15 protein-coding genes and 1 pseudogene are annotated in these 18,252 nt (G+C 69.8%); 12 read left to right on the plus strand and 4 right to left on the minus strand.

Annotated elements, in window-relative coordinates:
• Positions 1-55 precede the first annotated feature (55 nt).
• Positions 56-2,692, plus strand: coding sequence for a phosphoenolpyruvate carboxylase (locus N5079_RS00930; protein ID WP_261581317.1), 2,637 nt, complete (start codon positions 56-58; stop codon positions 2,690-2,692).
• Positions 2,693-2,878: 186 nt separating this feature from the next.
• Here the strand turns inward: N5079_RS00930 and fdhD are convergent, their stop codons facing one another.
• Complete coding sequence (gene fdhD, locus N5079_RS00935) at positions 2,879-3,739, minus strand: formate dehydrogenase accessory sulfurtransferase FdhD (protein WP_261581844.1); 861 nt, start codon at positions 3,737-3,739, stop codon at positions 2,879-2,881.
• Between the two features lie 109 nt (positions 3,740-3,848).
• Positions 3,849-6,053, minus strand: a complete 2,205-nt coding sequence (locus N5079_RS00940; protein ID WP_261581318.1) for an FdhF/YdeP family oxidoreductase — start codon at positions 6,051-6,053, stop codon at positions 3,849-3,851.
• A gap of 56 nt (positions 6,054-6,109) precedes the next feature.
• On the opposite strand from N5079_RS00940, the gene N5079_RS00945 reads away from it, so the two are divergent.
• The 8 genes from N5079_RS00945 (at position 6,110) to N5079_RS00980 (ending at position 13,075) form a co-directional block, all read left to right on the plus strand.
• Positions 6,110-6,937, plus strand: a complete 828-nt coding sequence (locus N5079_RS00945; RefSeq protein ID WP_261581319.1) for a biotin--[acetyl-CoA-carboxylase] ligase — start codon at positions 6,110-6,112, stop codon at positions 6,935-6,937.
• A 306-nt stretch (positions 6,938-7,243) separates the two neighbouring features.
• Positions 7,244-7,792, plus strand: coding sequence for a PH domain-containing protein (locus tag N5079_RS00950; protein ID WP_261581320.1), 549 nt, complete (start codon positions 7,244-7,246; stop codon positions 7,790-7,792).
• A gap of 52 nt (positions 7,793-7,844) precedes the next feature.
• A complete protein-coding gene (locus tag N5079_RS00955; protein ID WP_261581321.1) occupies positions 7,845-8,834 on the plus strand; it encodes an adenylate/guanylate cyclase domain-containing protein in 990 nt (329 codons plus the stop codon).
• A gap of 39 nt (positions 8,835-8,873) precedes the next feature.
• Complete coding sequence (locus N5079_RS00960; protein ID WP_261581322.1) at positions 8,874-9,959, plus strand: S-(hydroxymethyl)mycothiol dehydrogenase; 1,086 nt, start codon at positions 8,874-8,876, stop codon at positions 9,957-9,959.
• 131 nt (positions 9,960-10,090) lie between these two features.
• The gene (locus N5079_RS00965) at positions 10,091-10,270 is read left to right on the plus strand and encodes a bacterioferritin-associated ferredoxin (RefSeq protein ID WP_261581323.1); all 180 of its coding nucleotides are present in this window, start codon (positions 10,091-10,093) and stop codon (positions 10,268-10,270) included.
• 13 nt (positions 10,271-10,283) lie between these two features.
• Positions 10,284-10,766, plus strand: coding sequence for a bacterioferritin (gene bfr / locus N5079_RS00970; protein ID WP_261581324.1), 483 nt, complete (start codon positions 10,284-10,286; stop codon positions 10,764-10,766).
• Positions 10,767-11,100: 334 nt separating this feature from the next.
• Positions 11,101-11,769 carry a response regulator transcription factor gene (locus tag N5079_RS00975; protein WP_030451323.1) on the plus strand — a complete coding sequence of 223 codons (669 nt, stop codon included), beginning with the start codon at positions 11,101-11,103 and terminating at the stop codon, positions 11,767-11,769.
• Between the two features lie 37 nt (positions 11,770-11,806).
• Positions 11,807-13,075 (plus strand): ATP-binding protein, encoded by a 1,269-nt coding sequence (locus N5079_RS00980; RefSeq protein ID WP_261581325.1) that lies wholly within the window; start codon positions 11,807-11,809, stop codon positions 13,073-13,075.
• Here N5079_RS00980 and N5079_RS00985 read toward each other — a convergent pair.
• Positions 13,048-13,536 (minus strand): GtrA family protein, encoded by a 489-nt coding sequence (locus N5079_RS00985; protein WP_261581326.1) that lies wholly within the window; start codon positions 13,534-13,536, stop codon positions 13,048-13,050. The genes N5079_RS00980 and N5079_RS00985 overlap by 28 nt on opposite strands.
• A gap of 242 nt (positions 13,537-13,778) precedes the next feature.
• Between N5079_RS00985 and N5079_RS00990 the strand changes: the two genes are divergently transcribed.
• The 3 genes and pseudogenes from N5079_RS00990 (at position 13,779) to purE (ending at position 16,647) form a co-directional block, all read left to right on the plus strand.
• The gene (locus tag N5079_RS00990; protein ID WP_261581327.1) at positions 13,779-14,756 is read left to right on the plus strand and encodes a hypothetical protein; all 978 of its coding nucleotides are present in this window, start codon (positions 13,779-13,781) and stop codon (positions 14,754-14,756) included.
• 201 nt (positions 14,757-14,957) lie between these two features.
• Positions 14,958-16,082: pseudogene (locus tag N5079_RS00995) on the plus strand (5-(carboxyamino)imidazole ribonucleotide synthase); the annotation flags it as partial.
• Positions 16,075-16,647 carry a 5-(carboxyamino)imidazole ribonucleotide mutase gene (gene purE / locus N5079_RS01000; protein WP_261581328.1) on the plus strand — a complete coding sequence of 191 codons (573 nt, stop codon included), beginning with the start codon at positions 16,075-16,077 and terminating at the stop codon, positions 16,645-16,647. The pseudogene N5079_RS00995 and the gene purE, both read left to right, overlap by 8 nt.
• Before the next feature lie 100 nt (positions 16,648-16,747).
• Here the strand turns inward: purE and N5079_RS01005 are convergent, their stop codons facing one another.
• Positions 16,748-18,061, minus strand: a complete 1,314-nt coding sequence (locus N5079_RS01005) for a UDP-glucose dehydrogenase family protein (protein ID WP_261581329.1) — start codon at positions 18,059-18,061, stop codon at positions 16,748-16,750.
• Positions 18,062-18,252 lie beyond the last annotated feature (191 nt).

Genomic DNA, 18,252 nt, shown 5'->3' on the forward strand with positions numbered 1-18,252 from the left:
CCAATTAATGAGACCGGTCTCGGGTGGCCGAAAGGGATTCGCTAGCCTTCCAAGCATGGCCGCCATCGCCCCTGCCGAACGACACAGTGCCGTCACGGAGATGCCGGATGAGCTCCGTGCCGACGTGCGCCTTCTGGGTGGACTCCTGGGCCAGGTGATCGCCGAACACGGCGGTCCCGGCCTCCTCGCCGACGTCGAACGGCTGCGCAAAGCCGTGATCGCCGCTCGGCGCAACGAGACGACCGCCGACGACATCGCGGCCATGGTGGCCGAGTGGCCGGTCGACCGGGCCGTCCACATAGCCCGCGCCTTCACCTGCTACTTCCACCTGGCCAACCTGGCCGAGGAGCACTACCGGATCCGCATCCTGCGGCAGCGCGACAAGGACGACGTCCCGCTGCGCGAGTCGCTTGCGGAAGCCGTACAGGCACTGCGTGGCGACGAGCGGCTCCAGGAGCTGATCGACGGGCTGGAGTTCCGCCCGGTGCTGACCGCGCATCCGACCGAGGCGCGTCGGCGGGCCGTGGTAACCGCCATCCAGCGGATCAGCGCCCACCTCGGCGAGTACAACGCGCCGGGCCGGGGGACGGGCGAGCGCGAGGAGGCCCTCCGGCGGCTGCTGGAGGAGATCGACCTGCTCTGGCGGACGTCCCAGCTCCGGTCGACCAAGCTGGACCCGCTCGACGAGGTCCGTACGGCGATGGCGGCCTTCGACGAGACGCTGTTCCGGACGGTCCCGCTGATCTACCGGTCGCTCGACGCGGCCCTGGAGCCCGGGACCGGCACGCGCGAGCCGTTGTCGAAGGCGTTCATCCGCTACGGGAGCTGGATCGGCGGCGACCGCGACGGCAACCCGAACGTGACCGCCAAGGTGACCCGCGAAGCCGTCCTGATCCACGCGGAGCACGTGCTCACCGCGCTGGAGAACGCCGCCACGCGGATCGGCCGGACCATGACGGCCTCCGCGGCTTACACGCCGCCGTCGGCCGAGCTGCGGGCGGCGCTGTCGGCGGCCGAGGACGACCATCCCGACCTGGTGTCGGAGGTGGCGACGCGCTCGCCGCAGGAGCCCCACCGGCAGTGGCTGCTGTTCGTGGCGTCGCGGATCGCGGCCACCCGCCGCCGCGATCTCGACCTCGCCTACCTCTCGCCGGCCGATCTGATCGCCGACCTCAGGCTCGCGCAGGACTCCCTGCGGACCGCGGGAGCCGTACGGCAGGCCTATGGCGAGTTGCAGCACCTGATCTGGCAGGTCGAGACCTTCGGGTTCCACCTGGCCGAGCTGGAGGTGCGCCAGCACTCCGAGGTCCACGCGGTCGCGCTGAAGGAGATCGCCTCCGGCAAGCTCTCAGAGCGGACGGAGGAGGTCCTCGCCACGATCCGCGTGATCGGCTGGATCCAGGAGCGCTTCGGCGTGCGGGCGTGCCGGCGCTACGTCGTGTCCTTCACCCGGTCCGCCGACGACGTCGCCGCCGTCTACGAGCTGGCCCGGCACGCCCTCGGCGACCGCGCTCCGGTGCTCGACGTGGTGCCGCTGTTCGAGTCGGGGGAAGACCTGGACAACTCGGCGGCCGTCCTGGACGGCATGCTGTCGCTGGAGCCCGTCCGCAGGCGGCTCGCCGAGAACGGGCGGCGGGTGGAGGTCATGCTCGGCTACTCCGACTCGGCCAAGGAGCTCGGGCCGGCCGCCGCGACGCTGCGCCTCTACGACGCCCAGGCCGCGCTGACCGACTGGGCCGCCGAGAACGACGTGCGGCTGACGCTCTTCCACGGCCGGGGCGGCGCCCTGGGCCGTGGCGGCGGCCCCGCCAACCGGGCCGTGCTGGCCCAGGCCCCCGGGTCGGTGGCCGGCCGGTTCAAGGTCACCGAGCAGGGCGAGGTCATCTTCGCCCGATACGGACATTCCGCGATCGCCCGGCGGCACATCGAGCAGGTGACCAACGCGGTGTTGCTGGCCTCGACCTCCGCCGTGGAGTCGAGCGCGGCCGCCGCCGCGTCCAAGTTCCGCACGCTGGCCGATCAGGTCGCCACCGCCTCCGAGCAGGCATACCGGGCGCTGACCGAGGCTCCCGGCTTCCCGGAGTGGTTCGCCCTGGTCAGCCCGCTGGAGGAGATCGGCTCCCTGCGGCTCGGCTCCCGTCCCGCCCGGCGTGGTCTGGGCGCCCCGCGGTCACTCGATGATCTGCGGGCGATCCCGTGGGTCTTCGCGTGGGCGCAGACCCGGGTCAACCTGCCGGGCTGGTACGGCCTGGGCAGCGGCCTGGCCGCCGTCGTCTCCGAGGGCGGCCTGGACGAGCTCCGGTCGGCGTACCGGGAGTGGCGGCTGTTCGCCGCGATGCTGGACAACGCGGAGATGTCGCTGGCCAAGACCGACCGGTCCATCGCGTCGCGCTATCTGGCGCTCGGCGGCCGGGACGACTTCGTCGAGCAGGTGCTCGACGAGTATGACCGGACGAGGAAGCTCGTGCTGGAGGTCACCGGCCACACCCGGCTGCTGGAGAACCGGCGGGTCCTCTCCAGGGCCGTGCAGCTCCGCGACCCTTACGTGGACGCGCTCAGCCACCTGCAGTTACGCGCACTGTCGGCGCTGCGGGCCGATGAGGACCTGTCGGAGGAGCAGCGGGAAGGCCTGTCCACCCTGCTGCTCCTGAGCGTGAACGGCGTGGCCGCCGGCCTCCAGAACACGGGCTGACCTCTGTGGGGGTGTGATCATGTGCGGGTTCCGGGTGGAGCACCCGGAACCCGCCATCCGCCGGTTGGTGATCACGCAGGGATTCCGGTGGAGCGCCTGGGCCTGCCATCCGCTGGTTGGTGATCATGCAGGAATTCCCGGCAATGCCGCTGGCCTGCAACGACGCGGCTCGTGATCATGCAGTCGTCAGGTCGGGATCCGCTCGGCGGCCGCGTAGATGTTGAACCGCTCCTCCCGGAGGAACCCGACCAGCGTCACGCCGAAGTGCCTGGCCAGGTCGACGGCGAGCGACGACGGGGCCGAGACCGCGCAGACGACCTGGACGCCGGCGGTCACCGCCTTCTGCATGATCTCGTAGCTCGCCCGCCCGCTCACCAGCAGCACATGCCGGTCGAGCGGCAGCCGGCCGCCCAGGAGCGCCCAGCCCACGAGCTTGTCCACCGCGTTGTGCCGCCCGACGTCCTCCCGCACGCCGGCGAGCGACCCGTCGGGCGTGAACAGCCCCGCCGCGTGCAGGCCGCCCGTCCTGCCGAACACCCCCTGCGCCTTCCTCAGCAGGGACGGCATGCCGTACAGAACCTCGGGGGACACCGTGATCGCCGAGCCGGCGGGGAGCGGTGGGCAACGGTCGCGGAGGGCGTCGAGGCTGGCCGTGCCGCAGACCCCGCAGGCGCTCGATGTCAGGAAATGCCGCTCAAGCGACGCGAGATCGGGCAGCTTCGGGACGCCGAGCCGCACCGTCACGGTGTTGTAGCGGGCCTCGGGCTCCAGATCCTCGTCGGTGCAGTAGCCGATGGCCGCGATGTCGCCGGGCGCGACGACGCCCTCGCCGTGCAGGAACCCCGCCGCGAGCTCGAAGTCCGCGCCCGGCGTGCGCATGGTGATCGCGACCGTACGGCTCTCGCCCCCGGCGAGCAGCCTGATCTCCAGGGGCTCCTCCGTGGCCAGGTCGTCTCTCCGGTCCCGTACGGCGGAGCCGGCGACCTCCCGCACCCGGATCCGCGTGACGGGTCCGGGCCGGTGCGTACGGCTGTCGCAAGATTGCATGGTCACGAATCGCTTCTTCGCTGGTCAGAGGCTAACTATAGGAACTTGTGCATGATCACGGCGGGGGGTGGGGGCTGGTCACGCGGGGTGGCCGGGAATCTCTGCATGATCACGGCGGAGGGGTGGGGCGGATGACGACGAGCGCGTTGTAGTCGGGGATCTTGGCGTCGGGGGAGCGGCGGGCCTTGTCGAGGAGCACGTTGCCCTCCGGCCAGTGGACCTGCAGGTTGCCCGGCATGAGGGGAGCCCGCATGACCTTCCCCCGGAACACCTCTTCCCCCTCGAACTGGCGCAGCTCGACCGGAGCGCCGTCGGGCAGGCCGAGCCGGTCGGCGTCGTAGGCGCTCATCAGCACGGCCTCGCGGGTCGCGCCGTTGAACCCGTCACGGCGCTCGTGGACCATGCTGTTGAACTGCTTGCCCCGCCGCGTGGCGACGAGGAACGACCCGTCCGGGCGCTCTAGCTCGGGGAGGGCCACGGCGGAGAAGTGCCCCAGGCCGTCGGCCGTGGGGAACCGGCCACCGGGGCACAGATGCCGCCCGCCGTACTGGACGCTGTCACCGAAGCGGGCCAGCCGGGCGATTCCGGCGTAGAACGGGACGGCTCTCTCGATGTCCTCGCGGATCTCCGGCGTCCCGGAGTAGCGCAGGGTCGTGGCCAGCTCGGGGCGGGCGCGGACGGCCAGCTCGGTGAAGATCCGCCACTCGGGCCACGCCTCCCCGATGCGGGGTCCGTCGATCTCCGGCGAGAAGATGATCCGCCGTTCCGTGGACGTCTCGGTGACTCCGCCGGCCATCTCGTAACGGGTCTGGGCGGGCAGGAGCAGCACGTCACCGGCGCCCGGAACGAGCATCTGCGACGAGAGCACGATGTCGATGTGGACGCGGAGCTTCAGCCGGGACAGCGCCTCGCGGCAGTAGCCCGGGTCGGGCAGGACCTCCAGGAAGTTGCCGCCGCTGGAGATGAGCGTGTCCAGCTCGCCCGCGTGGGCGGCGTCGATCATCTCCGTCGCCGTCAGCCCCGGGCTGGTCGGCACCTCGAATCCCCATATTTTGCGAAATTTTTCGGCGTTCTCGGGGGTGATCGGCAGGCCGCCGGGGAGCCCGGTGGCGTACGCGCCCATCTCCGCGCCACCCTGCACGCCGCTGTGGCCCCGGATCGGCATGAGCCCGCAGTGGTCGCGCCCCACGAAGCCCCGCGCCAGCGCCAGGTTGACGATCGCGCGGACGTTGTCCTCGCCGTAGGTGTGCTGGGTGATCCCCATCGACCAGACGAGTACGGCTGAGCGGGCCCGGCCGAGGAGCTCGGCGAGCTCGTACATCTGCTGCCGGGTGGCCCCGGACAGCGCCTCCAGCGACTCCCACGACTGGCCGGCGACGGCGTCGCACGCCTCCTCGAAGCCGGAGGTGTGCTCGTCGATGAAGACCTTGTCGAGCCAGTCGTTCTCGACGAGGTGCTTCAGCACGCCGTTGAGGAAGCCGATGTCGCCCCCGACGTTCACCCCGAAGAAGTGATCGGTGATCTTCGTGCCGAACACGGCCGACTCGGCGTTCGACGGCACCCAGTATTTGTCCATTCCGGGCTCGCGGTAGGCGTTGACCATCGCGATCTTCGTCCCGGCCTTCTTGGCGTGGTACAGGTACTTCATGGCCACCGGCTGGTTGTTGGACGGGTTCGAGCCGATGAAGACGATCAGGTCGGAGCCGATCCAGTCGGTGTAGGAGCAGGTGGTGGCCGCCGCGCCGATCGTCTGCTTGAGTGCCACGGTCGACGGCGAGTGGCAGATCCTCGCGGCGTTGTCGACCGAGTTGGTGCCCAGGGCACGCACGGCCTTCTGGGCGGCGAAGTAGTTCTCGTTCGGCACGCCGCGGCTGGTCAGGTAGACCCCCAGGCGCTCGCCCAGACGCGGCGCCGCCGTCGCCAGCGCCTCCTCCCACGAGATCCGGCGGAAGCCGGGCTCTCCAGCCCGCCTGATCATCGGGTACGGCAGGCGCCCCAGATCACGGAGCCGGGCGCTGGTCATGCCGGCCAGGTGGGACACGTCGGCCAGGACCGAGGGGTCGAGCGCCGGCATCGTGTTGAGCTTCAGCAGCCGCAGCCGGATGTTGCACAGATGGACCTCGTCCATGGTCCAGTCGCGCATGCCGCGGGTGCCGAGCGCGCAGCCGTCGCAGGTGCCCTGGGTGAGGATGCGCCAGGCGTACCTCCGGTTGCCCTTGACCGACTGGAACGCCTTCCACAGCTCCAGATAGTTGTTGGGCTTGCGCTCGCCGATGCCGAACGGCTTCAGACCGGCCCAGTTCTTCGGATCCATGCCGCACAGATTACGCCTGGCGGATATTCCGGGCCGGAGGCCGATAGCCTGGGTATGTGCCTAACTCGCCCTATGCCGATCTCGACCGGCCACCGCTCTCGGAGGCGGCGCTCCAGAAGGCGCTCGTCCGCCCCGGCTCGCTGTGGTCCGCCGTCACGGTCGTGGAGCGGACCGGCTCGACCAACGCCGACCTGGCGAGAGCCGTACGGGAAGGGGCCCGTGAGGGCACGGTGCTGGTCGCGGAGTCGCAGTTCGCCGGGCGCGGGCGGCTCGGCCGCCTGTGGACGGCGCCGCCGCGGTCGGGGCTCACCTTCTCCATGATCTTGCGGCCCGAGGTGTCGCCCATCCGGCAGGGCTGGCTGTCGCTGCTGGTCGCGCTGGCGGCTGCCTCGGCCGTCCGGCGCATCGCCCAGGTCGACGTCCGGCTGAAGTGGCCCAACGACCTCCTCATCGGGGAGCGCAAACTCGCCGGGATCCTGGCCGAGCGCGTGGACACCGCAGTGGTCGTCGGGATGGGCTTCAACGTCTCCATCCGGCCCGAGGAGCTGCCGGTGGAGCGGGCCACCTCGCTGTTCATCGAGAACGCCGCCTGCGTCGACCGCGACCCGCTGCTGCGGGCCATCCTCCGCGAGATCGAGTCGCACTACCGCGAGTGGGTCGAGGCGGACGGCGACGCCGACGCCAGCGGGCTTCGGGCCGCCTACATCGCGTGGTCCGGCACCATCGGGCGGGAGGTCCGGGTCGAGCTGCCCGGAGAGCGCGTGCTGACGGGGCTGGCCACCGGGGTCGACCACGCCGGTCACCTCCTCGTGCGCGCCCAGGGGCAGGAGCACTCGCTGAGCGCGGGCGACGTCGTCCACGTGCGCCGTCCGGAAAGCGGCTGAGCAGCCCACACATGGCACGTGATCATGTCGCGGGCGTCGCGATGATCATGCACGGATTCCCGGCGACCGCACCGCAGCCGCGCGAACGCTGTACGTGATCATGCGTAAATTCCTGGTGGCCCTGCCGTAGCTGCGGGAACGCCTGCCGTGATCATGCATCGGCAACCGTCTGCATGATCACAAACTTGATGTCCGCAGCTCACCACAGGCGCCCATGCAGACGTGCATGATCACGTACGGTTGCCGCGCAAGTCAGGCGACATCCTGGGGAAATCTTGCATGATCACGCGCGGAAGGCGAGGGGGCATGCAAAGCGAGGGCGAACGTGTCACGATTTGCGCCATGGGTCTCCCGGATCATCACCTGACCGAGGGCGAGCGAATGATTCATTCGTTCCATCCTCATTGGAAGCGGCTCATCGTGCCGTTCCTCGCGCTGGTTTTCGTCGTGGCCGTTTCCAGCGCCGCGATCTATTTCATTCCCAGCGACTACGAATACTCGGGGTACGCGCGCATCGCCGTCGCCGTGGTCGCCGTGGTCGCGCTGACGTTGTGGTCGTTCATCCCCTACCTGCGGTGGAAGACAACCTCATACACACTCACGTCGCACCGGTTCGCCATCAGTACCGGCATACTGAACAAGTCCGACGATGACATCCCCCTGGCCAAGGTCAACAGCGTCAGCTCGGACCAGAAGTTCATCGAGCGCATCCTGGGGTGTGGCACCCTGCGGGTCGAGTCCGCGTCCGAGAAGGGCGAGATCGACTACCGGGACATCCCCAAGATCCAGCTGGTCCGTCAGGAGCTGTTCCGACTGGTGGAGGATGCCTCGGACGGCAACATCGACGGCAAGTGACCGCGGCGCGCCACGGGTGCGTGGCCCGGCGCGGCTGCCGGGGGAGGAAGACGTGGAGACCAGGAGGCGTCCCAGCGCCGACGACGTGCAGCGGCTGTTCCTCGGGCCGCCGCCGAGCTACACCCGCCGTCAGGTCGCCGAGTCGGCCGGGGTACCCCAGGAGCTGGCCGGCCGCATCTGGCGGGCGCTCGGCTTCGCCACCGTCGCCGACGACGCCGTGGCGTTCACCGATGGGGACCTCGCGGCGCTGCGCCGGATCAGGGACATGCTCGACGCGGGGCTCCTCGACGAGCTGACGGTCGTCCGCATGGCGAGGGCGCTGGGCCGTACGACATCGCGGCTCGCGCAGTGGCAGGCCGAGATCATGATCGGGGCGATGCTCGACCCCCACACGGCGCCCAGCGACGACGACCTCATCCGGATGACGGAGACCGCCCGCCGGGTGCTGCCCGACTTCGAGGAGACGTTGGTCCACGTCTGGCGATCCCAGCTCGCCGCGACGGCGAGCCGCCTGATCGCCATGGCCCAGCTCGGTGACGAGGCCCTGCCCGGCCGTCTGACCATGGCCGTGGGGTTCGCGGACCTGGTGTCGTTCACGAGGGTGTCCCGGGACCTCGACGAGTTCGCCCTCGCCGGCCTGATCGAGGGCTTCGAAGATCGCACGTCCGACATCATCGCGGCGCACGGTGGCCGGCTCGTGAAGACCCTCGGCGACGAGGTGCTGTTCACGAGCGAGAGCCCGGAGACCGTCGCGCTGATCGGCCTCGATCTGGCCGACCAGCTCAAACTCGACGTGCAGGGCCCTGATGTGCGGATCGGGCTGGCGTACGGCCCAGTGCTGCTGACGCTGGGCGACGTCTTCGGCACGACGGTCAACCTGGCGGCCAGGCTGACCTCCATCGCCCGGCCGGGGACGATCGTCATCGACAGCGGGATGGCGGAGGGCCTCGGCGGCGTGTCCGGCGTCGAGGTGATGAAGATCCGCCGCCGTCCCGCCCGCGGGCTCGGGGTTGTGCAGCCGTACGTTCTCCGGAGAGGCTGACGCCGCCGGAAACCAGAAAGAAAAGATGAGGTGCAGGGCATGCCGTACGACGTGCAGGGCGTGGTGGCGCGGGGCAAGGGCGAGGCGGTGACCCTGGAGACGGTCCACGTGCCGGATCCCGGGCCGGGCGAGGCGGTCGTGAACGTGCAGGCCTGCGGCGTCTGCCACACCGACCTGCACTACCGCGAGGGCGGGATCAACGACGACTTCCCGTTCCTCCTCGGGCATGAGGCCGCCGGGACGGTGGAGGCCGTCGGCGAGGGCGTGACGGACGTCGCGCCGGGCGACTACGTGATCCTCAACTGGCGCGCCGTCTGCGGCAACTGCCGGGCCTGCCTCCGAGGCCGCCCCTGGTACTGCTTCAACACGCACAACGCCGCGCAGAAGATGACCCTCTCGGACGGGACGGTCCTCAGCCCCGCGCTCGGCATCGGGGCGTTCGCCGCCAAGACGCTGGTCGCCGCCGGGCAGTGCACCAAGGTCGACCCGGCCGCGTCGCCCGCGGTGGCCGGGCTGCTCGGCTGCGGCGTGATGGCCGGCCTCGGGGCGGCGATCAACACCGGCGGCGTCACGCGCGGCGACTCCGTGGCCGTGATCGGCTGCGGCGGCGTCGGCGACGCGGCCATCCTCGGCTCGAACCTCGCCGGAGCGGGCAAGATCATCGCCGTCGACGTGGACGATCGCAAACTGGCCCTGGCCCGCCAGTTCGGCGCCACCCACACGGTCAACTCCCGGGAGAACGACCCCGTCGAGGCGATCCGGGAGCTGACCGGGGGCAACGGCGCCGACGTCGTGATCGACGCGGTGGGCCGCCCGGAGACGTACAAGCAGGCCTTCTACGCACGCGACCTCGCGGGGACCGTGGTCCTGGTCGGCGTGCCGACCCCCGACATGCGGCTCGACCTGCCCCTGCTCGACGTCTTCGGGCGCGGCGGCGCGCTCAAGTCGTCCTGGTACGGCGACTGCCTGCCGAGCCGGGACTTCCCCATGCTGATCGACCTCTACCTGCAGGGCAGGCTCAACCTCGACGGGTTCGTGTCCGAGACGATCGGCCTGGACCAGGTGGAGGAGGCGTTCGCCAAGATGCACCGCGGCGAGGTGCTGCGATCGGTCGTGGTGCTGTAGGTCGTGGTGCTGTAGGGGGTTGTCGTAGGGCTTGCCGTACTGTGACCGGGCCCACATAGGCAAGCCTTACCAAAGTGGGTTATCTTAGGTATGCCTAACCTTAAGTCCCACTGAAAGGGTCACCTCCCGCCATGTATGTCTGCGTCTGCCGCGCCGTGACCGAGAGCGAGGTGCACGACTGCATCGCCGCAGGTGCGAAGAGTGCCCGGCAGGTCAGGGACGCCACGGGCGCCGGGGGGGACTGCGCGTCCTGTGTCCGGAAGATCTGTGCGATGCTGAAACGGTCCGAGGACCTCGTCACCACCGCATAGATCGAGAGGCGTCATGCAGGGCGACAAGGAGATCATCGCGCTGCTCAACGAGCAGCTCACCTCCGAGCTCACCGCCATCAATCAGTACTTCCTGCACGCCAAGATGCAGGAGAACTGGGGATATACGAAGCTCGCGAGCTTCACGCGCGGCGAGTCCATCGACGAGATGAGACACGCCGAGCAGCTCACCGACCGCATCCTCTTCTTTGAGGGCCTGCCGAACTACCAGAAGCTGAACACGCTCCACATCGGGCAGACCGTCAGGGAGCAGCTCCAGGCGGACCTCGAGCTGGAGCTGGGCGTGGTGAAGCGCCTCCGGCCCGGAATCGCGCTGATGCGGGAGCGGGGCGACATCACCTCCGCCACGCTGTTCGAGGCCATCCTCGCGGACGAGGAGCACCACATCGACTACCTGGAGACCGAGCTGGGCCTCATCGAGAGCCTGGGCGAGCAGCTCTACCTTCTGCGCTACGCCGAGCCTCCGTCCGCCTCCTGACGCCCGCCGTGCTCAATAGCACCGCCTTATAACCCTTGACCCGCTTTGTTTCAATTGTCCGTTGAGTGACGCTTGTATGATTTTCGGACTTTCGTAACGCGTCCGCGCGTCAAGTTACGCCCGCCGGTTCCTCTCCGGCGGGCGTTTTTCTTCTGTGGTAAGGCTCCCGCCCGGCGGGGCCGGATGGCGGACCCATGCCCGGAACGTTGAGGCCCTTGCGTGTTGACGTATCCCGGATTTATCAGTGTTTGCCCAGGTCAATTGATGGGTCAACGACGAGTCAAACTGCGCGCTGTAGCCGGGAAACGATCGCCTAAGGTCCTACGATCGCACCATGACCTGCGTACTTCTCGCCGAGGATGACACCTCGATATCCGAGCCACTTGCGCGTGCCTTGCGCCGGGAGGGCTATCAGGTAGAGGTGAGCCCGGATGGCCCGCAGGCCCTCGAAAGGGCCCTGTCGGGGGGCGTCGACCTGATAGTTCTCGACCTCGGCCTTCCAGAGATGGACGGGCTGGAGGTCGCTCGCCGCATCAGAGCTGAGGGACACGGCACTCCGGTGCTGATCCTCACCGCCCGTGTCGACGAAGTCGACACCGTTGTCGGTCTCGACGCCGGGGCCGACGACTACGTGACCAAGCCGTTCCGCCTCGCCGAGTTGCTCGCCCGCGTGCGGGCACTGCTGCGGCGCGGTACGTCGGAGACCCCGGTCGTGCAGGGCGTCCGCATCGACGCCGATTCACGCCGGGCGTGGATGGGGGACAAGGAACTGCACCTGACCACCAAGGAGTTCGACCTGCTGCGCGTGCTCGTGCGGGACGCCGGCAAGGTCGTCACCCGCGAGCAGATCATGCGGGAGGTATGGGACACGAACTGGTGGGGGTCCACGAAGACACTCGACATGCACATCTCGTGGCTGCGGCGCAAGCTGGGGGACGACGCCGCCAAGCCGCGGTACATAACGACCGTCCGAGGGGTCGGCTTCCGTTTCGAGCGCGAGTAGCCCCCCGTGGAGGGGCCATCGGGGAGGAGCTAGCACGTTGCGCCGGCGCCTGCTGTCCTCCATGCTGCTCGTCGCGGTCATCGCCGTCCTTCTCTTAGGCGTGCCCTTGGCCGTGCTGACCGTCCGGCTGATTAATGACGAGGTCGCCCAAGAGCTGAGGGCCGAGGCCACTCGGCTCCTCATCGGCGTGGAATATTCGGTCAGTCAGAACCAGTTGATCGATTCCACCCAACTGGCGAAGAACTACCCGGACCGGTACATCCAGGTGTTCGTCCGAGGCTACCCGCTCATCGTGGCCGGCACACCGCCGCCCGCGGGCCGCGAGCTGACCGAGGAGGCCCGGTCCGAGAGCGGTTACGTCCGGATCAGCCGCGACTCCGCCCAGGTGGACCAGGACGTGCACGCACGGCTGGTGCTGACGATCGCGCTGGCGGTCGTCGCCCTCGGCGCGGCCATCGGGCTCGCCACCGTCACGTCACGCCGCCTGACCCTGCCGCTCCAAGATCTCACCAAGATCGCGGAGCGGCTGGGGTCGGGTGACGCCCGGCCGAGCAAGCACCGTTACGGCATCCCGGAGCTCGATCTCGTGGCGGAGGTCCTCGACCACAGCGCGCTGCGCATCTCGGACCTGCTCGCCAGGGAGCGGGAGTTCGCCACCGACGCCTCCCACCAGCTCCGCACGCCGCTCACCGGGCTGACCATGCGCCTGGAGGAGATCGTCGGGGCGGCCAGCGAGCCCGCGATCGTCCGTGAGGAGGGTGAGGCCGCGATCGTGCAGGTCGAGCGGCTCACCGCGGTCATCGACGAGCTTCTGGCCGCCGCGCGCAGGCAGCGTCACGCCCAGGCGGAGCCGATCGACGTGGACGACGTCGTGGAGCAGCAGATCACCGAGTGGGAGCCCGCGTTCCGCCGGGCACGGCGCTCACTGGTGCTGGCCGGCGACCGCGGCCTGAGCGCCCTCGGCACGACGGGCGGGCTGAGCCAGGCCCTGTCCACCCTGATGGAGAACTCGCTCAAGCATGGCGGCGGCTCGTTGACGATCAACACGTCCAGTACGGACAAGTCGGTCGTGATCGAGATCGCCGACGAGGGGCCGGGCATCCCCGACAACCTCGGTCCCAAGGTGTTCGAGCGCAGTGTGAGCGGGGCGGGGGGAACCGGCCTCGGGCTGACGCTCGCCCGCGCGCTGGTGGCGGCCGACGGCGGGCGGCTTGAGCTGGTCAAGCCCCGCCCGGCCACCTTCGCGATCTTCCTGAGGCAGGCTCGCGACGCCGACCGTCACCGGGTGGTGAGCGGCCCCGCCTGAGCCTCGACGCCCTCGACCGGCGGCAGGTCCGGCGCCGCCAGGAACACCCACTTCTTGTAGGACCAGAAGCGGAACATCGTGCCCAGGACCAGGCCGACGATCTGCGCGACGTTGTAGCTCAGCGCGTCGTGCAGCCCGAGTGTGTATTCCACGAAGCCGATCACCAGCAGCGAGATCAGCAGGCCGATGCCGTTGAGCAGGAAGAACAGCACGTACTCCCGGGCGACGCCGCTCTGCTCGCGGTGCCGGAAGGTCCAGAAGCGGTTGCCCAGGTAGGCGAACGTCGCGGCGACGACCGTGGCGATCGTCTTCGACGTCAGCGGGCCCAGAACGACGCCGAAGCGCAGGAGGTTGGTGCCGCCGAAGTCGATGAAAAAGGCGATGGCGCCCACCGTGCCGAACTTGAGCAGTTCGTGAAGAAGCGCGGCGAACCGCTCATAGGCGCGGCGGAGAAACTGCACGACCCGCACGGTCCTTCCTGATCGGCGGCGAGTTCTTCCCAGGCTACCGGTATGGAGCGCCCGTAGGGGCGCTGTCCCCCGGTCAGCGTGTTCCTCACCTGTGTGGCGGGGCCACTTCAGTAAAGAAGATTTCAAGAAATATCTCGCTATGAGGGATAACGGGGGGCGACACGCACTACGCTCTCGCCCGACCAGGATCACTTTGTTCTGGAACCTTCGTGTTCTGGAGAGGTGGCTCCACCGTGCTGCGCAGAATCACGGCCCTCAGCCTCGGCCTCGCGCTGCTGGCGGGCTGCGGAGACGAGACCCTCGGCCAGTCCTCCGGTTCCCGTGACGGCTCCCGCGGCGGCTCCGGGGATGGGTCGTCCGCGGTGTCCGCCGCGATCTCGACGGCCGACGCCGAGGCCGCCTTCGCCACGATCGCGGACCTCGAGGACGCCTGGAAGCGCCGGGACTGCGCCAAGATCGTCTACTTGACCACCGGGGCCGAGAGCACGCTGGGCGCCCGGGTCTGCGAGGCGGCGCGGAAGGGCGGGGCGGTCCCCGACCTCGGCGGATACGGCGACGCGGCGTTCTACTTGCCCGGACCGGGAGCGGACCGGGACCAGGCTCCCTGGTTCGTCGCGCTGGCCCGGCAGCCCCACCCGGCCTACTTCGTCTTCGCCCAGGCCGACGGCAGATGGCGCCTCGCGGCGGGGCCGATCCCGGTCGTCGGCGCGGAGCCCAAGCTCGAGGGCGACGTGAAAGACGCGGACGACGACCCCGGCATCTCCGTCCGGGCGAGTCTCGTGCCCACCCGGCACGTCGCCTACCTGACCGACCCCGCCGGCGTCAGCGGCGTGAGGTTCTCCTCCGGCGACCCCATGAGAAGCCTGCTCAGCGAGCTCGTCCGGGCCCCGGTCAAGGCCCATCCGGACCGGCTCTCCACCGACGTACGGCTGGAGGGGCCCGCGCGGGGGCTGGCCCTGCCCGATGGCGGCGCGCTCGTCTTCCACGCGCTCAGGGTCGTCTACACCCAGAAGCCCGGCTCCGGGCGCTCCTCCCTCGCCCATCCCCGGTACGGCTCGGCCGACGTCCGCGCGTACACCGGCGAGAGCAGACCACGGGCGATCACGGGCAGCGAGCTGGTCCTGGTGGCGACCAGGGTCGCCAAGGACAACGTGATGACCACGGTCGCCATCCGCCGCGGCCTCGCCGACATCACCTCCGGCGGCGGCTGACGTGGGCCCCTGAAACGGGCGGGTGCGACCGGGTGTGGCAGCCGTACGGGCCGGGAATCGGTAGGCTGACATGTCGTGAACAGCCCAAACGTTCCCCCGTCAGGCCCTGGTGCCGCTTCCGAGGCCGTCCAGGCCGCCGGCTCTCTCGCGAACCCCGCGCCAAGCTCAGCAGAGGCCCCAGCAGCGGGCCCCGTCGTCGGTCCCGTCGTCGGGATGGTGGGGGCGGGACAGCTCGCCCGGATGACGCAGCAGGCCGCGATCGCGCTGGGCGTCGAACTGCGTGTTCTGGCCAACTCGCGTGACGAGAGCGCCGCCAGGGTCATTGTGGACACGCAGGTGGGGGACTACCGGGATCTCGCCGACCTGCGGGATTTCGCCAAGGGATGCGACGCCGTCACCTTCGACCACGAGCACGTGCCGACCGAGCACATCCGGGCCCTGACCGCCGACGGCGTCGCCGTACATCCCGGGGCGGACGCGCTCGTCCACGCCCAGGACAAGGTCGTGATGCGGGAGCGGCTGACCGCGATCGGCGCCCCCTGCCCGGCCTGGGCCAGGATCTCCGGCGAGGCCGACGTCGAGGCGTTCGCCGGGGAGCACGGCTGGCCCGTGGTGCTGAAGGCCGTCCGAGGCGGTTACGACGGCCGCGGGGTGTGGGTCTGCTCCTCCATGGAGGAGGCGCGGGAGACGCTCGGGCACGGCGTGCCGGTGTACGCGGAGGCTTTCGTGCCGTTCGAGCGCGAGCTGGCCGTGCTCGTCGCCCGCTCCCCGCACGGCCAGGGAGTCAGCTACCCCGTGGTCGAGACCGTGCAGAAGGACGGCATCTGCGTCGAGGTCATCGCCCCGGCTCCGAACCTCTCGGAAGAGGAGGCCGCAGCCGCGCAGCACGTCGCATTGAAGATCGCCCGTGAGCTCGGCGTCACCGGGCTGCTCGCGGTGGAGATGTTCGCCACCAAGACGGGCCTGATCGTCAACGAGCTGGCGATGCGCCCGCACAACAGCGGCCACTGGACGATCGAGGGCGCCCGGACGTCCCAGTTCGAGCAGCACCTGCGGGCCGTGCTGAACCTGCCCCTGGGCTCGCCGTCGCTCACGGCGCCCGTCGTGGTCATGGCCAACCTGCTAGGAGGGCCAGACCCGGACGTCTTCTCCCGATATGAGCACGTGCTGGCGAACGACCCGGGGATCAAGATTCACTTCTATGGCAAGGAAGTGCGGCCCGGCCGCAAGATCGGGCACGTGACCGCGCTCGGCACCGACCTCGACGAGGTCCGGGCCCGCGCCCGGCACGCCGCCGACTGCCTGAGAGGACCCGCCGATGTCTGAGGTCACCGCGAACCTGGAGGCCGCGGAGCCCGTCGAGCCCGTCGCAAGCGCTGAGAGCGCCGAGACGCCTCAGGTCGGGATCGTCATGGGGAGCGATTCGGACTGGCCGGTCATGAGGCAGGCCGCCGAGGCCCTGTCGGAGTTCGGCGTGCCGTTCGAGGCCGACGTCGTCTCCGCCCATCGGATGCCGGCCGAGATGATCGAGTACGGCATGCGCGCCGCCTCGCGCGGGCTCAAGGTGATCATCGCGGGAGCCGGGGGAGCCGCCCACCTGCCGGGGATGCTCGCCTCGGTCACCCCGCTCCCCGTCATCGGCGTGCCCGTGCCGCTCAAGTATCTGGACGGCATGGACTCGCTGCTCTCGATCGTCCAGATGCCCGCGGGCGTGCCCGTGGCGACCGTGGCCATCGGCGGAGCACGGAACGCGGGCCTGCTCGCCGTACGGATCCTCGCGGCGTCGGACGAGCTGCTCCGGCGGCGGATGGAGGCCTTCCAGGCCGCGCTGAAGAAGCAGGCGCACGCCAAGGGCGAGAAGCTCCGCGCCGAGGCCGCCGAAATGCTCTGACGCCGCTCAGGCCGGAATGGTCCGAGCGGCGTGCCGGGTCGGCGGGAAAGCTACGGGCGGCCCGAGGGCTCCGTAGTGCCGGCCAGGTCGGCGGGAGAGGCTACGGGCGGCCGAGGGCGCGGTAGTGCCAGCCGGCGCAGCGCCAGATCTCCGCGTCGAGCGCGTTCCGGCCGTCCACGATGTTGCGGCTCGCCACGACGGCCCCCAGCTCCTCGGGGTCGAGGTCGACGAACTCCTGCCACTCGGTGAGGAGCAGCACGACGTCGGCGCCTCGGGCGGCCTCCAGGGCCGTGCCGGCGTACCCGAGATCCGGGTGGGCCTTCCGGGCGTTGTCCAGGGCCACCGGGTCGTAGATGGTCACCTTGCCGCCCTGCCGGCCGATGGTGACCGCCACGTCGAGGGCCGGGGAGTCGCGGATGTCGTCCGAGTTCGGCTTGAAGGCCGCGCCCAGCACGCCGACCGTGCGGTTGACGAACGAGCCGCCGACCAGGCCGCGGGCGAGGTCCACCATGCGGGCCCGGCGGCGCATGTTGATGGCGTCCACCTCGCGCAGGAACGTGAGCGCCTGGTCGGCGCCCAGCTCACCCGCCCTGGCCATGAACGCCCGGATGTCCTTGGGCAGGCAGCCGCCGCCGAACCCGAGCCCGGGGTTGAGATATCTGCCGCCGATCCGCTCGTCGAACGACAGCGCGAGCGAGAGCTGCTTCACGTCGGCATGGGCGGTCTCGCAGACCTCGGCCATCGCGTTGATGAAAGAGATCTTGGTGGCGAGGAACGCGTTGGCCGCCGACTTGACCAGCTCGGCGGTCGGGAAGTCCGTCACCACGACCGGGACCTCGCCCAGCGGGGCGTAGACGTCACGCAGCACCTTCTCGGCCCGCTCGGAGGTGACGCCGAGCACGATCCGGTCCGGGTGCAGTGTGTCCTGTACGGCGAAGCCTTCCCGGAGAAATTCGGGGTTCCAGGCCAGCTCGACCTCGATCCCGCCGGGCGCGAGCCGTACGAGCTTCTCGGCCAGGCGCTCCGCGGTGCCGACGGGGACGGTGGACTTGCCGACCACCAGGCATTCGCGGTCGAGGTGGGGAGCGAGAGACTCCACGACGGCGTCGAGGTAGGAGACGTCCGCGGCGTACTCGCCCTTCTTCTGCGGGGTTCCCACACAGATGAAGTGGACGTCGCCGAACCGGGCCGCCTCCTCGTAGGAGGTCGTGAAGCGCAGCCGTCCGGACTCGAGGTTGCGGCGGAGCACGTCTTCCAGGCCGGGCTCGTGAATCGGCAGCTCACCGCGCTGGAGTTGCTCGATCTTGCGCTCGTCCACGTCCAGACCGAGCACCTCGAAGCCCAGCTCGGCCATGCACGCCGCGTGAGTGGCACCCAAATAACCGGTCCCAAGCACGGTGAGGCGGTACGGCACGGCATGCTCCCCTCTTACCGACACTTTGTGATCTGGCATGGTATCGGGCCAGTCAACTGCCCGCTGAGCAACCTGGGCAAACTGGTCCTGGCCCCAACGGTACGGCGATCCGTGAAACCGGTCGACGTCGGCCCGGCGGCTCTGGGCAGTCATGACGCTTGTCGGCAACCCCACGGCGGCCGGGCCGTACT

It is taken from the genome of Planotetraspora sp. A-T 1434 (assembly GCF_025420585.1).
Taxonomy (GTDB): Bacteria; Actinomycetota; Actinomycetes; order Streptosporangiales; family Streptosporangiaceae; genus JAOEGB01.